General features: G+C 46.4%; 18 protein-coding genes. All 18 read right to left on the bottom strand.

Going from position 1 to position 19,566, the window contains the following annotated elements:
- Positions 1 to 38: 38 nt before the first annotated feature.
- Positions 39 to 380: a 30S ribosome-binding factor RbfA gene (rbfA, locus tag BLD48_RS03530; protein WP_014970647.1), complete on the bottom strand. Its 342-nt coding sequence runs from the start codon at positions 378 to 380 to the stop codon at positions 39 to 41.
- 36 nt (positions 381 to 416) lie between these two features.
- A complete protein-coding gene (gene infB / locus BLD48_RS03525; protein WP_014970648.1) occupies positions 417 to 2,585 on the bottom strand; it encodes a translation initiation factor IF-2 in 2,169 nt (722 codons plus the stop codon).
- Positions 2,586 to 2,600: 15 nt separating this feature from the next.
- The gene (locus tag BLD48_RS03520) at positions 2,601 to 2,903 is read right to left on the bottom strand and encodes a YlxQ family RNA-binding protein (protein WP_014970649.1); all 303 of its coding nucleotides are present in this window, start codon (positions 2,901 to 2,903) and stop codon (positions 2,601 to 2,603) included.
- The gene (gene rnpM, locus BLD48_RS03515; protein WP_071498967.1) at positions 2,896 to 3,165 is read right to left on the bottom strand and encodes an RNase P modulator RnpM; all 270 of its coding nucleotides are present in this window, start codon (positions 3,163 to 3,165) and stop codon (positions 2,896 to 2,898) included. Before rnpM ends, BLD48_RS03520 begins: the two co-directional genes overlap by 8 nt.
- A 3-nt stretch (positions 3,166 to 3,168) precedes the next feature.
- Entirely contained in the window at positions 3,169 to 4,293 is a 1,125-nt protein-coding gene (nusA, locus tag BLD48_RS03510; RefSeq protein WP_014970651.1) for a transcription termination factor NusA, read from the bottom strand.
- A 16-nt stretch (positions 4,294 to 4,309) separates the two neighbouring features.
- A complete protein-coding gene (gene rimP, locus BLD48_RS03505) occupies positions 4,310 to 4,777 on the bottom strand; it encodes a ribosome maturation factor RimP (RefSeq protein ID WP_014970652.1) in 468 nt (155 codons plus the stop codon).
- A 129-nt stretch (positions 4,778 to 4,906) separates the two neighbouring features.
- Positions 4,907 to 9,202 carry a PolC-type DNA polymerase III gene (locus tag BLD48_RS03500; RefSeq protein ID WP_143082909.1) on the bottom strand — a complete coding sequence of 1,432 codons (4,296 nt, stop codon included), beginning with the start codon at positions 9,200 to 9,202 and terminating at the stop codon, positions 4,907 to 4,909.
- Between the two features lie 124 nt (positions 9,203 to 9,326).
- A complete protein-coding gene (locus tag BLD48_RS03495; protein WP_071498966.1) occupies positions 9,327 to 11,027 on the bottom strand; it encodes a proline--tRNA ligase in 1,701 nt (566 codons plus the stop codon).
- Positions 11,028 to 11,056: 29 nt separating this feature from the next.
- Positions 11,057 to 12,298 carry an RIP metalloprotease RseP gene (rseP, locus tag BLD48_RS03490; RefSeq protein ID WP_071498965.1) on the bottom strand — a complete coding sequence of 414 codons (1,242 nt, stop codon included), beginning with the start codon at positions 12,296 to 12,298 and terminating at the stop codon, positions 11,057 to 11,059.
- Positions 12,299 to 12,311: 13 nt separating this feature from the next.
- Positions 12,312 to 13,466: a 1-deoxy-D-xylulose-5-phosphate reductoisomerase gene (locus tag BLD48_RS03485; RefSeq protein WP_071498964.1), complete on the bottom strand. Its 1,155-nt coding sequence runs from the start codon at positions 13,464 to 13,466 to the stop codon at positions 12,312 to 12,314.
- Between the two features lie 12 nt (positions 13,467 to 13,478).
- Positions 13,479 to 14,279 carry a phosphatidate cytidylyltransferase gene (locus BLD48_RS03480; protein ID WP_071498963.1) on the bottom strand — a complete coding sequence of 267 codons (801 nt, stop codon included), beginning with the start codon at positions 14,277 to 14,279 and terminating at the stop codon, positions 13,479 to 13,481.
- 19 nt (positions 14,280 to 14,298) lie between these two features.
- A complete protein-coding gene (locus BLD48_RS03475; protein ID WP_071498962.1) occupies positions 14,299 to 15,036 on the bottom strand; it encodes an undecaprenyl pyrophosphate synthase in 738 nt (245 codons plus the stop codon).
- Between the two features lie 83 nt (positions 15,037 to 15,119).
- Complete coding sequence (gene frr, locus BLD48_RS03470) at positions 15,120 to 15,677, bottom strand: ribosome recycling factor (RefSeq protein ID WP_014970659.1); 558 nt, start codon at positions 15,675 to 15,677, stop codon at positions 15,120 to 15,122.
- A gap of 1 nt (position 15,678) precedes the next feature.
- Positions 15,679 to 16,398, bottom strand: a complete 720-nt coding sequence (pyrH, locus tag BLD48_RS03465; RefSeq protein WP_014970660.1) for a UMP kinase — start codon at positions 16,396 to 16,398, stop codon at positions 15,679 to 15,681.
- Between the two features lie 110 nt (positions 16,399 to 16,508).
- Positions 16,509 to 17,390, bottom strand: a complete 882-nt coding sequence (gene tsf, locus BLD48_RS03460) for a translation elongation factor Ts (protein WP_071498961.1) — start codon at positions 17,388 to 17,390, stop codon at positions 16,509 to 16,511.
- Between the two features lie 82 nt (positions 17,391 to 17,472).
- Positions 17,473 to 18,207 (bottom strand): 30S ribosomal protein S2, encoded by a 735-nt coding sequence (gene rpsB, locus BLD48_RS03455; RefSeq protein ID WP_012370721.1) that lies wholly within the window; start codon positions 18,205 to 18,207, stop codon positions 17,473 to 17,475.
- 129 nt (positions 18,208 to 18,336) lie between these two features.
- Positions 18,337 to 18,771, bottom strand: coding sequence for a hypothetical protein (locus BLD48_RS03450; RefSeq protein WP_161487689.1), 435 nt, complete (start codon positions 18,769 to 18,771; stop codon positions 18,337 to 18,339).
- Positions 18,772 to 18,782: 11 nt separating this feature from the next.
- Positions 18,783 to 19,556, bottom strand: a complete 774-nt coding sequence (locus BLD48_RS03445; protein WP_071498959.1) for a FliA/WhiG family RNA polymerase sigma factor — start codon at positions 19,554 to 19,556, stop codon at positions 18,783 to 18,785.
- Positions 19,557 to 19,566: the final 10 nt, after the last annotated feature.

Here is a 19,566-nt window from a genome sequence, read left to right as displayed (position 1 = left end):
CAAAAAGGGCAACCACACCTGTGGCTGCCCTTGTCTTGTTAATCCTTGTTCAAGTTCCGGAGCAACTCGTCAATCCGTGATCCGTACTCGACTGATGTGTCAATCTCAAATAACAGTTCAGGTGTCTTACGTAAACGAATCCGTGATCCGATTTCTTTGCGCATGAACCCTTTTGATTTTTCAAGTCCGACACGTGCTTCTTCCCGCACCGTTTCATCTCCGAGCACTGAATAAAAGATCGTTGCTTGTTGCAAGTCCCCTGTCACCTCGACACCTGTAACAGTGATCGGCTTGACACGTGGATCGTTGACATCTTTAATCAACATTTGCGTAATTTCTTTCCGTACTTGTTCTGCTACACGATTCGAGCGTACACTCATCTGTAATCCCTCCAGTTCGGATTCTGATCCGTTCTGTTACTTCCGTTTTACTTCTTCCATGACGAATGCTTCGATGACGTCATCAACCTTGATATCATCGTAACGTTCAATCTTGATTCCACATTCGTAACCTGTTGCGACTTCTTTCACATCGTCTTTGAAACGGCGTAACGTATCGAGCTTTCCTTCGAAAATAACGATGCTGTCACGAACTACACGAACGCCTGCTGCACGTGTCAACTTACCTTCCGTGACATAACCACCAGCAATCGTTCCGACTTTCGAAACTTTGATGACGTCGCGCACTTCTGCTTGACCGATGATTTTCTCGATGAATTCTGGATCAAGTAATCCTTTCATCGCTTGTTCAATTTCTTCAATGGCATTGTAGATGATCCGGTGAAGACGAATCTCCACTTTTTCTTGATCGGCCATTGATTTTGCATTACCATCCGGACGAACGTTAAAGCCGATGATGATGGCATTTGCTGCTGAAGCCAAGATGACGTCTCCTTCGGTAATCGCACCAACACCGGAGTGAACGATGTTGATTTTAACGCCTTCGACATCGATTTTCTTGAGTGAACCAGCAAGAGCCTCGACTGAACCTTGAACATCCCCTTTGATGATGATGTTGAGGTCCTTGACTTCACCCTCTTTGATGCGATCAAAAAGATCTTCGAGACTGACTTTCGCCGAGTCACGACGTTGCGCCTCGATTTCACGTTGGTAACGTGCTTCACCGATTTGACGCGCTTTTTTCTCATCTTCAAAGGCGATAAATTGATCACCCGCTTTTGGCACATCGTTTAACCCTGTGATTTCGATTGGCGTCGATGGTCCCACTTCTTTGACACGACGACCGATATCGCTCACCATTGCCCGGATCCGACCGAACGTATGACCGACGACAATCGGGTCTCCGACACGAAGTGTTCCGTGTTGCACGAGTAACGTCGCAACCGGTCCACGACCTTTATCGAGTTTAGCCTCGATGACTGTCCCACGACCGTGCATCTCTGGTGTTGACTGATATTCTTGGACTTCTGACACAAGAAGAATCATCTCAAGCAACTCATCGATTCCGTCACCTTTTAAAGCTGAAACCGGTACGAAAATCGTATCGCCGCCCCAGTCCTCTGCGACAAGGCCAAACTCTGTCAACTCTTGTTTGACACGATCAGGATTTGCGCCTTCTTTGTCCATCTTGTTGACGGCAACGATGATTGGAACACCAGCTGCTTTCGCATGACTGATGGCTTCTTCTGTTTGCGGCATGACACCGTCATCTGCTGCGACGACGATGATCGCGATATCCGTGACATCTGCACCACGCGCACGCATTGTCGTAAAGGCGGCGTGACCTGGTGTATCGAGGAATGTGATTTTCTTTCCATCGATTTCAACTTGGTAAGCACCGATATGCTGCGTGATTCCGCCGGCTTCACCTGCAGTGACTTTTGTGTTCCGAATCGAGTCAAGCAATGTTGTTTTACCGTGGTCGACGTGTCCCATGATCGTAACGACCGGTGGACGCTCTGACAACGTATAATCTTCTAAATTCAACTCATATGCATCAAATTCCGTCTCATCGACTTGGACTGTCTTCTCGACTTCAAAACCGAAGTCAGATGCTAACAATTCAACCGTCTCATCATCGAGATCCTGGTTGATTGTCGCCATGACACCCATTCCCATCAATTTCATGATGAGTTCGTTTGGTTTTTTGTCCATTTTTTCAGCCAATTCGCCGACTGTTAAGTTGTCAGCGTATTGAACGACATTTGCCATTGCTTCTTCTTGCGCACGACGTGCCGCTTTTCGTTGACTTGATTTTGAATTCGGGTCTGCTACTTCTAATTTACGTGGTTCTGCCTTTTTCTGTGGACGGCGTTTGCCACCACGGTTGTTGCGGTTGCCGAATTCTGGACGTCCGCCTTTTGTATTACGTGATTGGTTCCCTGCTGGTTTGTTAGTTGTTCCTGGTCTGTTCGGTTTATTGTCTGATTTCACTTGTTTTGGAGCCTCCGTTTTTTGGACCCGATGTTTCTCGGGATTAAATACTTTGTCGAGTTGCTGTACTGTCTGTTCATCTAAGACCGCCATATGGTTCTTGACTGGTTTTTCCAGCTTTTCGAGCTGGGCGATGACCTGCTTACTCGTTACGTTCTGTTCTTTCGCGAATTCGTATACACGTTTACCCAAAAGATCCACCTCCAGTTAATCGTTCGAGAGGAGTTCAGTTAGCTTTTTCGCAAATCCGGCTTCGTTGACTGACACGACGACACGCGCATCTTTTCCAAGTGCATGCCCAAGGATATTTCGGTCCGCAACTTCGATATACGGGACACGATAACTTGTACACTTATCCGTTACTTTCTTACGCGTGGCAGCCCCCGCATCTGCTGCTAAGAGGACAAGTTTAGCTTGTCCTCCTCGTACTTCTTTTAGTACGAGTTCTTCTCCAGTCGTCACTTTCCGCGCTCGGTTCGCGAGACCAAGGAGCGATTCCCATTTACTCATCTGTACCTCCCGCGATCGCAAGCAATTGATCATATAACGCATCTGTCGTCTTGACTTTCAGATGATGATCGAGTGTGCGTTTCTTTTTTGCTGTCGCAATGACAGTGACGTCCTTTGTCAAATAGGCTCCTCGCCCATTCATTTTACCATTAAGATCGACGACAACCTCACTATCAGGTGTTCGAACGACCCGAATTAGTTCTTTTTTAGGACGCATTTCTTGTGTGATGACACATTTACGTAATGGTACCTTTTTTTGCACGAATTATTCCTCGCCTTCGACTTGGACCGTTTCCATGTCAACTGCTTCTGTTACAGGCTCTGCTTTCAAGAAGACATCTTTCAGCCCCATTGACTCTGCTTCGGATTCGCTCTTGATATCAATCTTCCACCCTGTCAATTTCGCTGCGAGACGGGCATTTTGACCACGTTTCCCGATGGCGAGTGACAATTGGAAGTCAGGAACGACAACAATCGTTGCTTTTGCTGGTTCATTGACATAAACCGCTACGACTTGCGCTGGGCTTAAGGCGTTCGCCACATATTCTTTTGGATCATCGGAATAACGGACGATATCAATTTTCTCGCCGTTCAACTCGTTGACGATACGCTGAACACGTGCTCCTTTTTGACCCACACATGCACCAACTGGATCGATCTCATCGGAAGCAACGGCAATCTTCGAACGATCGCCTGCTTCACGTGCAACTGACTTCACTTCGACTTCACCGCTCGCGATTTCGGGTACTTCAATTTCAAAGAGACGTTTCAGCAACCCTGGATGTGTCCGCGAAACAAGGATTGAAGCACCCGATCCTTTGACCATCGGATCGACTTTCGTGACATAGACTTTGATGTATTCACGGATTCCAAATCGTTCATTTGGCATCTGTTCATGTGTTGTCAAGACCGCTTCGATTCCCTCGAGGTTGACGTAGAGATTACGGGCGTCCTGACGTTCGACCATCCCTGTCATGATCTCGTCTTCACGGTCAGCAAAGTGATTATAAATCCGTTCCCGTTCTGCTTCACGCATCTTTTGTGTCACGATTTGTTTTGCCGTCTGAGCCGCAACACGACCAAAATCACCAGGCGTGACCTCGACTTTATGGAAATCCCCGAGTTCATAGGTTGGATCAATTTCGTGTGCTTCCTCGAGTGACAGCTGTTCTTCCGGTTGTGTTAACCGTTCGACCACTTCTTTGAGGGCAAAAACACGAATATCTCCTGTTTTTTGATCAAACTCAACCTTAACTGCCTCCGACTCTTTTCCAAAGTTGCGACGGTAAGCGGAAATCAATGCTTGTTCTAACGCATCGATGATGATATTTTTGTCAATCTCTTTTTCTTTTGCAATTTGTTCGATTGCTTCAAGTAACTGTGGTCCCATCGTTCTCTTCCTTTCCTTAGAACACTACCGCAAGCCGCGCCATCGCGATCTTGTTCACCGGTATTTCAATTTTCAATTTGCGTGTCTTCACACGAACTTCGATTTCAAGTAGCTCATCCGAATACGTCAGTAAAGTCCCTTCGAATTCTGTGGCATCCTTGACCGGGTCATGGGTCTTGATATAGACATGTTTTCCAATCGCCTTTTCGAAATCCTCAGTTTTTTTAAGTGGTCGTTCAGCACCCGGACTGGCAACATCTAAATAGTAGGGTTCATCAATCGGATCGTCTTGGTTCAACGCTTCCGACAATTTTTCATTGATGTTGACACAATCTTCCAGGTCAACGCCACCTTCCTTATCGATGGAGACACGTAGGAACCAATCCGCCCCCTCTTTGACGAATTCGACGTCGACAAGCTCCATCCCCTCTCGTTCTACGATCGGTTTTGCGAGCAGTTCGACCTTCTCAGTTACGTTCGTCATCTTCATCCTCCTTCAAAAAACAAACAAGAAAGGAGCAGGTCCCCCTACTCCTTCCAAGTCGTAGTATAAAAAACATTTCCTCACTCAATATAGCATAATGCACCGTCTTAAGCAAGCATCCGCAAGGCTTTAGAGGTCAAATAACGAGAGTTGGTTCTCATCCGGAAGACCTTCTAGACAACCGAGATTATCCAGCGTTTCAATAATCGTCTTCGATAATTTCGCTCGTTTTTGCAGATCTTCTTTAGATAGGAACTCTCCGCCTTTTCGGGCTTCGACGATTTGTTTCGCCGCATTCGTCCCAAGACCGGTCACGGCGTCGAACGGTGGCAACAACGTATCCCCATCGATTAAGAACTCTGTCGCACTGGATTTGTATAAGTCGACTTTATTGAATGTAAAACCACGTTCAATCATTTCGAGGGCAATCTCAAGCACCGTATAGAGCCCTTTATCCTTCGCCGTTGCTTCAAAGCCTTTATCTTTAATGTCTTGTAATACCTTTCGAATAGCAGCCGATCCTTTATTCATCGCTCCGATATCAAAATCACCCGCACGGACCGTGAAATAAGATGCATAGTAATACATCGGATGATGCACTTTATAATAAGCGATCCGCACTGCCATTAGGACATAGGCCGCGGCGTGCGCTTTCGGGAACATGTATTTGATTTTTTTACATGAGTCGATGTACCACAATGGAACGTTGTTCTCAATCATCGCTTCTTCCATCTCAATCGAAAGACCTTTCCCTTTTCGGACGGACTCCATGATTTTGAAGGCGAGCGACGGTTCGAGACCCGCATAAATCAGGTAGACCATGATATCATCTCGACAACCGATGACGTCCTTCAGCTCACACGTTCCATTATAAATCAATTCACTGGCGTTCCCGAGCCAGACATCGGTCCCGTGCGACAGACCAGAAATCTGAACAAGTTCCGAGAATGTCGTCGGTTTGGTTTCTTCGAGCATCTGTCGGACGAACTTCGTCCCAAACTCCGGAATCCCAAGCGTACCGGTCTTCGAGTCGATCTGTTCCGGCGTCACACCAATCGATTCTGTCGAACTAAAGATTTTCATGACTTCTGCATCATCGACAGGAATCGTTTTGGGATCGCGTCCGGACAAGTCTTGTAACATCCGAATCATCGTCGGATCATCATGACCGAGGATATCGAGTTTTAGTAAGTTGTCATGAATCGAGTGGAAATCAAAGTGGGTCGTTTTCCACTCCGACCCCATATCATCAGCCGGAAATTGAATCGGACTGATATCATAAATGTCCATATAGTCCGGCACGACGATGATCCCCCCCGGGTGTTGTCCTGTCGTCCGTTTGACACCGGTCACACCACTGACGAGTCGATCGACTTCCGCGTTCCGGTAATTCAAGTCATTTTCTGATTGATACCCTTTGACATAACCATAGGCGGTTTTCTCAGCAATCGTCCCGATTGTGCCTGCTCGGTAGACGTAGTCATCCCCGAACAAGACTTTTGTGTACGCGTGAGCTTTCGGTTGGTATTCACCGCTAAAGTTTAAATCAATATCGGGTACTTTATCCCCTTTAAATCCAAGGAACGTCTCAAACGGAATATCATGTCCGTCTTTTGTTAACGGAATGTCACACGTCTTACACGATTTATCCGGTAAATCAAATCCTGAACCGACGGACCCGTCATCAAAGAATTCTGATTCCTTACAGTTCGGACAGACATAATGCGGCGGTAGTGGATTGACTTCCGTAATCTCCGTCATCGTCGCGACAAGACTTGACCCAACCGATCCACGGGACCCGACGAGATACCCATCATCGAGTGATTTTTTAACCAGTTTATGTGAAATCAGGTAGATGACGGCAAACCCGTGACCGATGATCGACTTCAATTCTTTTTCGAGTCGTGCTTCGACGATTTCCGGTAACACTTCTCCATAAATCTGATGTGCCATGTTATAAGAGAGTGTCCGGACTTCCTCATCTGCGCCCTCGATTTTCGGTGTAAATAAATCTTTCGGAATGATATCGATGTTTTCAAACCAGTCCGCGATCTGTTGACTGTTCGTAATGACAAGTCGTTCCGAAAGTTCCGGTCCTAAAAATTTAAAGTCTTGCATCATTTCTTGTGTCGTCCGGAAATGGGCCGGTGGCAATTGTTTACGCATATTTAGCATATTCGCGCCGCCCTGCGTCCGAATCAACACTTCCCGGTACGTCGCATCATGTTGATCGAGGTAATGAACGTTCCCTGTCGCGACCGGTAAGATGTCATTTTTTTCTGCCACGCGAATGACTTTTTTGATCAATTCACGTAATTCCAACTCATTTTGAACGATTTCCCGTTCAATCAGATGTCCGTACATGGATGGAGGCTGTATTTCGATAAAATCATAAAAACGCATCACCTTCGCTAAATCGTCATCTGATTTGTTGAGTGCCGCATCAAATACTTCACCATTGTCACAAGCAGAACCGATGATCAATCCGTCGCGGTGCGCGACAAGTTGTGAACGAGGAGTGCGAACGACCCGGTGGACGTGTTTCGTATGCGCCAGTGAAATCAGACGATAGAGGTTTTTAAGCCCGGTTCGGTTTTTGGCATAGACCGTTGCATGGTACGGACGTGCCCGTGAAATATCCTTCCCCATTTCCCGGTTCAGCGAGAGGTGGGTTTTCATGTTAAACATCTCATCCGCCATCTGAAGCAACTTCAGCATCAAATACCCGGTCGCTTCCGCATCATAAATCGCCCGGTGATGTTGCGTCAATTCAATGTCAAAGCGTTTGGCTAACGTATTTAAACGGTGATTTTTCAGGCTTGGCATCAAGACACGTGCCAATTCGAGCGTATCGATGACAGGTAAGACGGACTCTTCATGACTACCAGCACGTAATGTTGCATTTAAGAAGCCAATATCAAATGAGGCATTGTGGGCAACGAGGATGGAATCCCCCGCCCAGTCCATGAACTCTTTGACGACTTGTTCCGGATCCGATTTCCCCCGGACCATCTCATCCGTGATACCAGTCAAATCGATTGTCGTCGCCGACAACAAATGTTTCGGGTCCGCAAAGGCCTCGAACTTATCAATGATATCCCCGTCGTAAATTTTGACCGCCGCGAGCTCGATGATTTTATTGTACATCGCAGAAAGACCAGTCGTCTCGACGTCAAATACGACGAACGTCGCTTTCTCTAGCTCCTGATCGACCGGATGATAGGCGACTTGCACCCCATCATTGACGACGTTCGCTTCAATTCCGTATAAAATCTTAATATCGTTTTTCTTTCCGGCATAATACGCATCCGGAAAACTCTGCGCACCGGCATGATCCGTGATGGCGACTGCTGGGTGTCCCCACGCAGCCGCACGTTCGACGTATTTCGTGACATTCATGACGGCATCCATTTGACTCATTTGGGAATGGGCATGCAATTCCACACGCTTCTCTCCCGCCCATGGATCAGCAGGCAACTCCATTTTAACTTCGGACAGTTGAGCAATCATCATACACAAATCACGCAAGAACGTATCAAATTCAACACGACCTGCGACTTGAATCCACATGCCTTTTTTAATGGCCGACAAGATCTTGACGTCCGTTTCGTCCCGTGCAAACATTTTGACGACTAATGAATCCGTGTAGTCGGTCAGCTTAAAGGTGAAGATGGTTTTTCCACTTCGGAGTTCACGGCTTTCGGCCGCAAAGACGAGACCACGAATCGCAATCCGTCGTTCCTCATCTTGAATCGTCTTGATCGGAACAACTTCGTCTTGAATCGGTTTTCCGATACGAATATCGACCGGACCCTCGTCATCATCCCGTGACTGTTCACGTTTGAATTGTAATTCAAGCATCCGCTTGGCTTCTTCGATATCTTCTTGCTTCACTTGGTTGCGCAACTGTTCTTGTTGCGTCTGATCCATTTGGACGACGGGCTCACAAAGGAACTTCGGAAACCCGTACGCACCGTACAACAGTTGCATCTCACCACATAAATCATTTTTTAAGAACCCGGCTTCTGGTTCACTCCGAACCGGGATGAATAGTTTATTGTCGCGGTACTCAGGCAACACCCGACTGAGATGGCTCCGCATCGCCGACGAGGCATCGGCCAAATCTTCAACGATATACGGCCAATAATCAATAAATAGTTTGTTGTCAGGCCGCTCTTTTGACTCTAAAAATAACTTCACTTCCGCAAACTGTTGGTAACGACTTTTCAAACGGCTATAAAACATCTGATAGACGTTTTGGGGCAAGACACGTGCAATTCGGATATGGAAGGTCCATGTCGAAGTTGCCTTCTGAACCCGTAATTTTTCAAGAGAGGCCTCGGTAAAAAATTCTTCCACGATGCCGGTTGGTAATTCTAAATCGCTCATCAAGAGCGACATGCGTTGTTGTGTATCCACTCGCATTTGTGCTGTCGTTATAGCTCCACACCATGACAGCCACTCCTCCTCCTCTTGCAGATTGCCCAAGGGGCGAATGGGTGTGAGACAAGAAAACAGTCACTTTACGAAAAGTGACCGTTCCCATTGTTTATTGTAAACCTTCATAAAGCGAACGAACAGCCTCAAGAAGATTTGTTTGCTGAATTTCTTCTGCTTCACCGCCACGACGTGCTTTCAGTTCGACGATACCTTCCGGTGCTTTTTTACCGACGTTGATCCGGACCGGTAAACCAATCAAGTCTGCATCGGCAAACTTCACGCCAGCCCGTTCCTTACGATCGTCGAAGAGAACGGAGAACCCAGCAGCCGTCAACTCTTGATACACGGTTTCCGCAACCTGCATTTGATCCGCATTTTTACCATTGACCGCAATCAAATGAACATCAAACGGTGCGATCGCTTTAGGCCAAACGATTCCCCGCTCGTCATAATGTTGTTCGACGACAGCAGACATCGTCCGGGAAACGCCAATCCCGTAACAACCCATGATCAACGATTGGGCTTTCCCGCCTTCATCGAGGAACGTTGCGTTCATCCCTTCTGAATAACGTGTACCCAACTTAAAGACTTGTCCGACTTCAATTCCTCGAGCAAACTTGACGTGTCCGGCTCCATCTGGCGACACGTCTCCTTCTTCGACAAATCGTAAGTCCGTATACTCTGCCTCGAAATCGCGACTTGGATCCACGTGAATATAGTGTGTTTCTGCTTGATTCGCACCACAGACCACATTCGTCAGAGCACGGATTGCGTAATCCGCAACGATTTTCATCTCGGCGCCAATCGGTCCCAGTGTTCCTGGTGTCGAGTGAAGGGCCTGTTCGATTTCATCATCCGTTGCCATCATGATATCGAGGGCACCAAGATAATTTTTCAGTTTGATATCGTTGACTTCATGGTCGCCGCGAACGAGCGCCATGACGAGACCTTGTTCCGTTTTGAAGACAACGGTTTTGATTGACTCCTGTTCCGGTAATCCAAGCACTGCACTGACGGCTTCAATCGTTTTTGCGTCACCTGTGTGTACTTCTTCGAGCGCTGCCGGTGATTTATCTTGTTTCGCGTACTGATCCACCGATGCTGCCATCTCTAAGTTGGCAGCATAGTCTGATTGATCGGAATACACAATCGTATCTTCCCCGATTGCGGCTAACGCATGGAATTCGTGTGTGCCGCTACCGCCGATTGCGCCAGAGTCTGCGACGACCGGACGGAATTCGAGCCCAACACGTGTGAAGATCTTTTTATAGGCTTCAAACATGTTTTGATATTCTTCTTCTAAACTCTCTTGTGTTGCATGGAAAGAGTACGCATCTTTCATGATGAATTCGCGCCCGCGGAGTAATCCGAAGCGTGGTCGACGCTCATCGCGGTATTTCATTTGAATCTGGAACAGGTTGACTGGTAATTTTTTATACGAGTTCAACTCATCTCGAACGATTGAGGTAATCAATTCCTCGTGTGTGGCACCAAGCGCAAACCGGCGATCATGACGATCTGTCAGACGCATCAGTTCTGGACCATAAATATCCCATCGTCCTGTTTCTTCCCAAAGTTCTGCCGGTTGAATGGCCGGCATCAATAGTTCTTGCGCACCAGCTGCTTCCATCTCTTGACGGACAATCGTCTCAATTTTAGAGAGGACACGTTTAGCAAGCGGTAGATAGGAATAGATTCCAGCCGCATTTTGGCGTATGAAACCTGCACGTAACAGCAGTTGGTGACTGATGGCTTCTGCATCGGATGGTACTTCACGCAAAGTTGGCATAAATAGTTTCGATTGTTTCATTTGAGTCGTGAACCCCTTTGACTAATAATTTAAAAGAATTTCTGGATATCGTTCCATGTGACGACTAACATCAGCAGCATCAACAAGGCAAATCCAACAAAATGAACCAATCCTTCTTTTTGTGGATCAACAGGCTTTCCGCGCAAAGCCTCTAAGAACAGGAACAATAATCGTCCACCATCTAAAGCTGGTAACGGCAACAAGTTGAACACGGCTAAGTTAACAGACAGTAATGCTGTCCATGTCAATAACATCGAAAACCCGCTATCAGCAACTTGATCGGTCATTTTAACGATTCCGACAGGTCCTGACAATTGATCAACACCCACGGCACCCGTCACAAGATCTCCGACCGCTCCGACGATCAATGTCGACATCCGCCATGTTTCAGATACACCGGTTTGCAACGCCGTTCCAAACGATTTTTCCGTTTCATTTGTCACACCGATGATTCCAACTTTTTGATCCCCTTGTTGTTGGATCTTTGGTGTAATCGTCGTTGTTTGTTCCTGTCCATCTCGTTCGTACACAACCGTCGTTTCTTTTCCAGCCTGATCTTGGAATCCTGCCCGTAAATCCGTCCATTTGTCCGTTTCTGTTCCATTGACGGAAACGATCCGGTCTCCTTCGACAAGGCCTGCTTTGTCGGCAGGAGATTCTTTTTGGACCGTTCCGATGACACTTTCGCCTGTCGGTGAACCATTATACAATGCTAAACCGAACAAGATAACAAACGCGAGGACAAAGTTCATCGCTGGACCTGCTGCAATCGCTAAAACCCGTTTAAACACCGATTTTGATCCAAACGTCCGATCGTAAGGTGCAATTTGCGTATTCGTTTGTCCCTCGACGAGAAATGCCGTCTTTGAGACAGGATAACGTGTCGACACTTCATCTTGTAAGGCGACGATTTCTAGCTTGTGCAACAAATCGATTTTTTCCACCGTCACGACTTGATCCGTTTCTGGACGAGCAGGATCGAGATAAATCGTTTCGACGATCCCCTCACGAAGTGCTAAACCAATCGTTTGACCTGGCTTAACTTCGACGAATTCCGGCTCTTCACCCGCCATCTTGACATAACCGCCAATCGGTAATAGGCGAACCGTATACAATGTCTCATTTTTGAAAAAAGAAAAGATTTTTGGTCCAAATCCGATGGCGAATTCCCGACAGAGAATGCCGGCGCGTTTCGCCATTACGAGATGACCCCATTCATGTACGGCAACAAGTACACCGAACATCAATACGATTGATATAAAGGTCGTCATTGCTATCCCATCCTTAGTTAGCGAGTGAGAGTGACGCGACAAACGCACGTGCCCAACGGTCCGCCTCAAGGATTTGTTCTAAGGACGGATCTTCGACTTTTTCGTGTGCTTGAAGAGCCGCCTCGACGCTCGCTTCGATTTCTAAAAAGCTGATTTCCCCTTTTAAAAAGCGGTCCACGGCTTGTTCGTTCGCAGCATTGAGTACTGAAGGCATCGATCCACCAGCACGTCCTGCTTCAAAGGCAAGGCGAAGCAAGGGATACCGATCAAACGAAGCCTCAGCAAAATTCAGGCGTCCGATTTGTTTTAAGTTTAACCGTTCTCCCCCTTGAATTTCAAGGCGAGACGGATATGTAAGGGCATATTGAATCGGTTCACGCATATCCGGCATCCCGAGTTGTGCCATGACCGCACCATCATTAAATTCAACCATTGAATGGATGATCGACTCCCGGTGGATGACAACATCGATTTCCTCATACGATACATCAAATAACCAATGGGCCTCAATCACTTCAAACCCTTTGTTCATCATTGTCGCGGAATCAATCGTAATCTTCGCGCCCATCGACCAGTTTGGGTGATCGAGTGCTTGTTCGACGGTTACGTTTGCCAACTCTTCCCGTGTCTGATCTCGGAAACTTCCGCCAGATGCGGTCAAGATGATTTGACGGACATCTTCACGTCGTTCCCCGTTCAAACACTGGAAAATGGCTGCATGTTCACTGTCAACCGGCAGAATCATGACTCCTTTTTCTCGCGCTTTTTTCATCACTAAGTGCCCTGCTGTGACAAGTGTTTCTTTGTTGGCAAGACCAATCGATTTTCCTGCTTCGATCGCGGCAAGGGTCGGACGGAGACCGACTGCTCCGACAACGGCCGTAATGACGATATCGGCTTCTTCCGCTGTCGCAACGGCAATCAATCCATCTTCTCCGACAACGATTGTTGGTGTATACGTTAACATCGTCTCGAGTTCCATTTTAACTGATTCATCCAACACTGCGACTAACGCCGGGCGCAATCGATTCAACCATGGTGACGCGACTTCGACGTTTTTACCGAATGCAAAACTGACCAATTGAAAACGATCAGGGTTTGCTGCAATGACATCCAATGTTTGTGTCCCAATTGAACCTGTCCCACCAATAATACTGATGTTTTTCATCGTTCTTCCCCCTTAATCGAATATACCAAGTACGATCAATACACTAAACACGATGATCATGCTATCAAATCGATCAAGAATCCCACCATGTCCAGGTAACAATGCACCAGAATCTTTTACCCCATAATGACGTTTGTACGCCGACTGGACTAAATCTCCGAGTTGACCGACGACTGCGACGATCAGTGCCAACAATAAGACTTTTCCGAATCCGACCGTCGGATGGATCCACTCAAAAAGCATCCCTAACATAAGCGCCAAAACGATACCACCAACTGCGCCTTCAACCGTTTTATTCGGACTGATGGCTGGCCATAATTTCGTTTTACCCAGACTCTTCCCGACGAAGTAGGCACCAGAATCGGTGAACCAAATCAGCAGGATGATCAATAACGATACGATCAGTCCATTCTCAAGGAGACGGATATACGTAAACGATGCAAAACCGACTCCGACATAGACCGCCGTCAATAAAAGAAAGGCTACATCATCAAACGTAAATACGTTTTTTGAAAATACTGTCCAAAACAAACTGATTAACACAATCAACATGCCCCATGCTAACGGAGACAATCCAAGCGAAAGCGAATGGTTGTTCGCTTGCTCGTACAGACCGATAAACGGGAGTAATGTTCCTGCGCCAAATAATAAAACAGGGAACGATTTAAACGAAAGCTGTCGCATCTTGATTAGTTCGGTATAACCAATCACTGTCAAAGCTGCCATAAATGTAAGGAATGGGAGTCCTCCTAGATAAAGTAATCCTAAAAAGATGGCACCTGCCCATATTCCCGTAATGATTCGTGTTTTCATAAGCTGTATCCTCGTTTAGTCAGACTCCGCCAAAACGGCGTGTCCGTTGATTATAGTCTTCAATCGCCGCGAGGAACTGGTCACGCCGGAACTCGGGCCACAAGACATCTGTAAAATAAAATTCTGCATAGGCGGCCTGCCACAATAAGAAGTTCGAGAGACGTTGTTCACCGCTCGTTCGAATGACTAGATCGACATCTGTCATCGATCCCGTCATCAATTCTTGTTCAATGACGTCGTTCGTGATCATTTCAGGAAGCAACAAACCAGCCTGTACTTTTTCAGCGATTTTTTGCATGACTTGTACGATTTCATCCCGACCACCGTAATTCAACGCAAAAATCAACCGCAGACCTGTATTATCAACGGTATCTGCTTTAGCTTGTTGCACCGCTTCTCGTGTATAAATCGGAAGCCGTGAAATTTCACCTGCTACTTCGACCTTGACGTTACGTTCCTTGAGGTCTTTTAAATCTGACTCTAAAAATTGTGCCGGTAGCTTCATCAAGAAACTGACTTCTTCTTCAGGACGTGTCCAATTCTCAGTCGAGAAGGCATATAACGTCAAACTTTTAACACCTAATTCATTTGCGGTACGAACGACTTCTCGCACGGACTTCATGCCTTCGCGATGACCCATGATGCGGGGAAGGCCTCGTTTTTTTGCCCAACGCCCGTTTCCATCCATAATAATCGCAATGTGTTCAGGAACTTGTTGTTCAATCACTTCTTTGGTCTGATTTAACCATTGAAACATTTATCTCTTCCTCCCCTCGTTCAGTTTAAGAAGAAAGGGACTCTTCGTGTGACAAAGAGTCCCCAACATGACGACGTATCGCGTCATACTTCCATGATTTCTTGTTCTTTATCCGTCGCTGTTTGATCAAGCAACTTAACGAATTTATCTGTTAACGTCTGAACGTCTTCTGTGTATCCGCGAAGATCATCTTCAGTCAACGCTCCGTCTTTTTCTTGCTTTTTCAATTGTTCGTTTGTATCACGACGAATGTTTCGAAGGGCCACTTTTCCTTCTTCCGTGTACTTTTTGACAAGTTTCACGAGTTCTTTCCGACGATCTTCTGTCAGTGGTGGAATGGCTAACCGAATGACTGTTCCATCCGAAGAAGGAGCTAATCCCAAGTCGGCCCGCTGAATTGCTTTTTCAATTTCAGTAACCATCGATTTGTCCCATGGTGTAATCAAAATCAAGCGTGCTTCTGGCGTGTTGACGTTTGCCACTTGGTTCAATGGTGTCGGTGAGCCGTAATACTCCACTTGGACAGGATCAAGAATCGCTACGTTTGCTCGCCCTGCTCGTAACGTCGCGAGTTCTTTTTTTAGTGACAGATGGGCTTTTTCCATCCGTTCTTCTGCTTGTTTCATGATTGCTTGTGACATATTATTTCCCCCTTACGAGTGTCCCGATTTCATCACCGATGACAACGCGTTTGATGTTTCCTTCTTCCATTAACGAGAAGACGATGAGCGGGATATCATTATCCATGCAAAGCGACGTCGCCGTTGAATCCATGACTTGAAGACCGTCTTTTAAGACGTCCAAGTAGGATAACGTTTCGAACTTCTTCGCTTCCGGATCGATGTTCGGATCAGCCGAGTAGACGCCGTCGACGTTGTTTTTCGCCATCAAGATGACATCTGCCTCAATTTCAGCCGCCCGAAGCGCTGCCGTCGTATCTGTTGAGAAATAGGGATTCCCTGTTCCGGCTGCAAAGATGACAACACGTCCTTTTTCAAGATGACGCATCGCCCGACGACGGATGTACGGTTCAGCAACTTGTCGCATTTCAATCGACGTTTGGACACGTGTTTCAACGCCAACCGACTCCAAACTATCTTGTAAAGCGAGCGAGTTCATGACGGTCGCAAGCATTCCCATATAATCCGCGTTTGCCCGGTCCATTCCAAGCTCTGCTCCTGTTTTGCCGCGCCAGATATTCCCTGCGCCGACGACAACAGCGACTTCGACGTTCAATTCAACCAATTCCTTGATCTGATTGGAAATTGAATTGACAATACCAGGATGGATTCCGAACCCTTGATCTCCTGCGAGCGCTTCTCCGCTCAATTTTAACACAATCCGGTTATATTTCGGTTGCATGACTATGTCCCCCTTGCTAAATTCCGTAAAAAAGGAACACGACCCACTTCCACACGAAAGTGGATTGAAGCATACGTGTTCCTTCTCTTGTCCTCAGGAAATCCTGATTCTTATTTTTTAAGTTGATTCATAACTTCTTCAGCGAAGTTTTCTTCACGTTTCTCCATACCTTCTCCAACTTCGAAGCGTACGAATGAGACGACTTTTCCGCCTTTTGATTCTACATATTTACCGACTTTGAAGTCTGGATCTTTGACGAATGTTTGGTCAACGAGGCAAATTTCTTCGAAGAATTTGTTCATGCGTCCTACAATCATTTTTTCAACGATGTTAGCAGGCTTGCCTTCGTTGAGTGCTTGCTCCGTCAAGACTTTTTCTTCACGCGCTTTTTCTTCTTCTGTGACTGAAGAACGGTCAACGTAAAGTGGACGCGCTGCAGCGATGTGCATAGCGATGTCTTTTGCGACAGCTTCATCCGTTGTGCCTTCGACGATGACGACAGAACCGATTCGTCCACCCATGTGGAGGTAAGAACCAAATGCTGCGTTGTCTTCTTTAGCGAAGAGAGCTACACGACGGAGTGAGATTTTCTCTCCGATTGTCGATGCTTCTTCAGAGATGTATGTGTCGATTGTTTTACCCGCCTCGTATTCAGAAGCAAGTGCCGCTTCAGCCGTTTCAGATCCGTTACGGAGTACTGCGTCCGCAATATTTTGAACGAGTGATTGGAAACGTTCGTTTTTCGCAACGAAGTCTGTTTCTGAGTTGATTTCAACGAGTGCTGCTTTGTTGCCGTTGACTGCGACAGCTGTCAAACCTTCTGCTGCAATCCGGTCGCCTTTAGCTGCTGCTTTCGCGATTCCTTTTTCACGCAAGAAATCGATTGCTGCGTTCATATCCCCGTCTGCTTCGACGAGTGCTTTTTTGCAGTCAAGCATCCCTGCACCAGTTTTTTCACGAAGTTCTTTTACCATAGCTGCTGTAATAGCCATTCGATATTCCTCCTTATAACGTCCTTATTTTCAAAAAAAAGGTGATAAAAGGTCAATTCCCTTTATCACCTGGCATCACGAATTACTCAGCGTCTGCTACTACTTCTTCAGTAGTTTCAGGTGCTACGTTATCTTCGCCTTGTTTAACTTCGAGGATTGCGTCAGCCATTTTACCAGTAAGCAATTTGACTGCACGGATCGCATCGTCGTTTGCTGGGATGACGTAGTCGATTTCGTCTGGATCACAGTTTGTATCAACGATCGCAACGATTGGGATGTTGAGTTTGTGTGCTTCTGCAATCGCGATACGCTCTTTGCGTGGGTCAACGATGAAGAGTGCATCTGGAACGCCTGGCATATCTTTGATACCGCCGAGGAATTTCTCAAGACGTGTCATTTCTTTTTTAAGAATGATGACTTCTTTTTTAGGAAGAACTTCGAACGTACCGTTCTCTTCCATTTTTTCGAGTTGTTTTAAACGGTTAATCCGTTTTTTGATTGTTGAGAAGTTCGTGAGTGTTCCACCCAACCAACGTTCGTTGATGAAGTATTGACCCGCACGGATCGCTTCTTCTTTCACAGTGTCTTGAGCTTGTTTTTTCGTACCAACGAAAAGAACATTTCCGCCTTCAGACGCTACTTCACGGATGAAGTTGTACGCTTCGTCTACTTTTTTAACCGTTTTTTGTAGGTCAATGATGTAGATTCCGTTACGTTCTGTGAAGATGTATTTTGCCATTTTTGGGTTCCAACGGCGTGTTTGGTGACCGAAGTGTACACCAGCTTCTAACAATTGTTTCATCGAGATTACTGCCATGATGAATTCCTCCTTTTGGGTTTTGGATGTCCTCCGCGATGATCGTTGTCCCAGCTAACCTATTAAAGGCACCGCAGCTGGCGATACATGCGTGCGTAATTAACACCGTAGACTAATATAGCATAAAGTTTAACGTCGGGCAACCTTCGTTTTCTTGGAAAGTTTGGCGATCAAGGCGATCTCTCCCGCACCCCGATTTAAAGAACGGGCTAACTGATCTAAGTCCGCACCGTTTTCGAGTTGTTGTTTCACATCGAAAACGGGTTCTTCTTGTACACGAACGACTGGTTCTGGTTGCAATTCTTCTTGCAACGGGAATACCAGGCGTTCGGATGTCTCCAGCGGAACCGTTCGTCCCGTTTGCTCAGGTGTTGAAGAAGCTGACGTATCGTCAGTTCCTGTCAGCTCATTGACCTGTTGCATGAACTGCAACAAGATTTCTTCTGTCTCTTGCTTTTGGCGCTCGAGATTCGTAATCCGGTCTTTAAGTAGCGCCTGTTGCTTAAATAACAGTAGCAAACCATAACAGATGAGTGCAGCAAGTAAAATATAAAAGAGTGTCATCATAAATCCTTTCACATTGCGACACGATCAGAAAGATACGCACTTCCTAACGCTTGTTTCAGTTTTTTGAGTGCTTTTGAATGAATTTGCGAAATGCGTGATGTCGAGAGATTCAGAACTTCGCCGATTTCCGTCAACGTCAGTTCCTCAAAGTAAAACAGCGACACGACATACTGTTCCTTTTCTGATAACTGTTCCACTTCTTCTGCAAGCTTCGAAATCAACTCACGCATCAGTACCGTATCTTCCGGTGTTGCAGCATCCGGATCAAGATAAGAAACGGCCATCGCTTTTCCTTCGTCTTGAAGCGTAACCGCTTCGTCGATTGATAGAATGTTGGCAAAGTAACTTTCTGCTAGCGCCGTCTTTACTTCTTCTGGACTCATTTCGACAATCGATGACACTTCATCAATCGTCGGTGTCCGTTGAAGGCTTTGTTCTAAAATCTCGACCGCCGCTTCGACACGTTTTGATTTTTCCCGTAAAGAACGGGGCAACCAGTCAATTTTTCGAAGTCCGTCAAGAATGGCTCCACGAATCCGGAACGCGGCATACGTGTCGAATTTATTATTATGATTTTGATCAAATTTTTGTAAGGCATCGTAAAGTCCCATCATACCCAGACTTTTTAATTCATCGCGATCGACACTTTTCGGAAGTGTCGCACTGAGACGTTGAACGTGGTATTGAACAAGAGGTTCATAATTCAGCAGTAACCGGTCAGCTACCGCTACATCACGCGTCGATAGCCATTGATCCCAAAGTTGTTGTAATTCCTCACGCATGACCATTCCT

The sequence above is a fragment of the Exiguobacterium sp. KRL4 genome (assembly GCF_001870785.1).
GTDB lineage: Bacteria > Bacillota > Bacilli > Exiguobacteriales > Exiguobacteriaceae > Exiguobacterium_A.
This window is presented reverse-complemented; position numbering and strand designations above follow the sequence as displayed.

Coding starts and splice junctions, on each gene's coding strand:
- frr (WP_014970659.1), bottom strand. CDS start 15,677: ATGTCACAAGCAATCATGAAACAAGCAGAAGAACGGATGGAAAAAGCC.
- BLD48_RS03480 (WP_071498963.1), bottom strand. CDS start 14,279: ATGAAAACACGAATCATTACGGGAATATGGGCAGGTGCCATCTTTTTA.
- BLD48_RS03495 (WP_071498966.1), bottom strand. CDS start 11,027: ATGAAACAATCGAAACTATTTATGCCAACTTTGCGTGAAGTACCATCC.
- BLD48_RS03485 (WP_071498964.1), bottom strand. CDS start 13,466: ATGAAAAACATCAGTATTATTGGTGGGACAGGTTCAATTGGGACACAA.
- BLD48_RS03520 (WP_014970649.1), bottom strand. CDS start 2,903: ATGAGTAAATGGGAATCGCTCCTTGGTCTCGCGAACCGAGCGCGGAAA.
- pyrH (WP_014970660.1), bottom strand. CDS start 16,398: ATGCAACCGAAATATAACCGGATTGTGTTAAAATTGAGCGGAGAAGCG.
- BLD48_RS03500 (WP_143082909.1), bottom strand. CDS start 9,202: ATGCGAGTGGATACACAACAACGCATGTCGCTCTTGATGAGCGATTTA.
- BLD48_RS03475 (WP_071498962.1), bottom strand. CDS start 15,036: ATGTTTCAATGGTTAAATCAGACCAAAGAAGTGATTGAACAACAAGTT.
- rseP (WP_071498965.1), bottom strand. CDS start 12,298: ATGACGACCTTTATATCAATCGTATTGATGTTCGGTGTACTTGTTGCC.
- rpsB (WP_012370721.1), bottom strand. CDS start 18,207: ATGGCAGTAATCTCGATGAAACAATTGTTAGAAGCTGGTGTACACTTC.
- rbfA (WP_014970647.1), bottom strand. CDS start 380: ATGAGTGTACGCTCGAATCGTGTAGCAGAACAAGTACGGAAAGAAATT.
- BLD48_RS03450 (WP_161487689.1), bottom strand. CDS start 18,771: ATGACACTCTTTTATATTTTACTTGCTGCACTCATCTGTTATGGTTTG.
- nusA (WP_014970651.1), bottom strand. CDS start 4,293: ATGGGACCACAGTTACTTGAAGCAATCGAACAAATTGCAAAAGAAAAA.
- rimP (WP_014970652.1), bottom strand. CDS start 4,777: ATGACGAACGTAACTGAGAAGGTCGAACTGCTCGCAAAACCGATCGTA.
- tsf (WP_071498961.1), bottom strand. CDS start 17,390: ATGGCTATTACAGCAGCTATGGTAAAAGAACTTCGTGAAAAAACTGGT.
- BLD48_RS03445 (WP_071498959.1), bottom strand. CDS start 19,556: ATGCGTGAGGAATTACAACAACTTTGGGATCAATGGCTATCGACGCGT.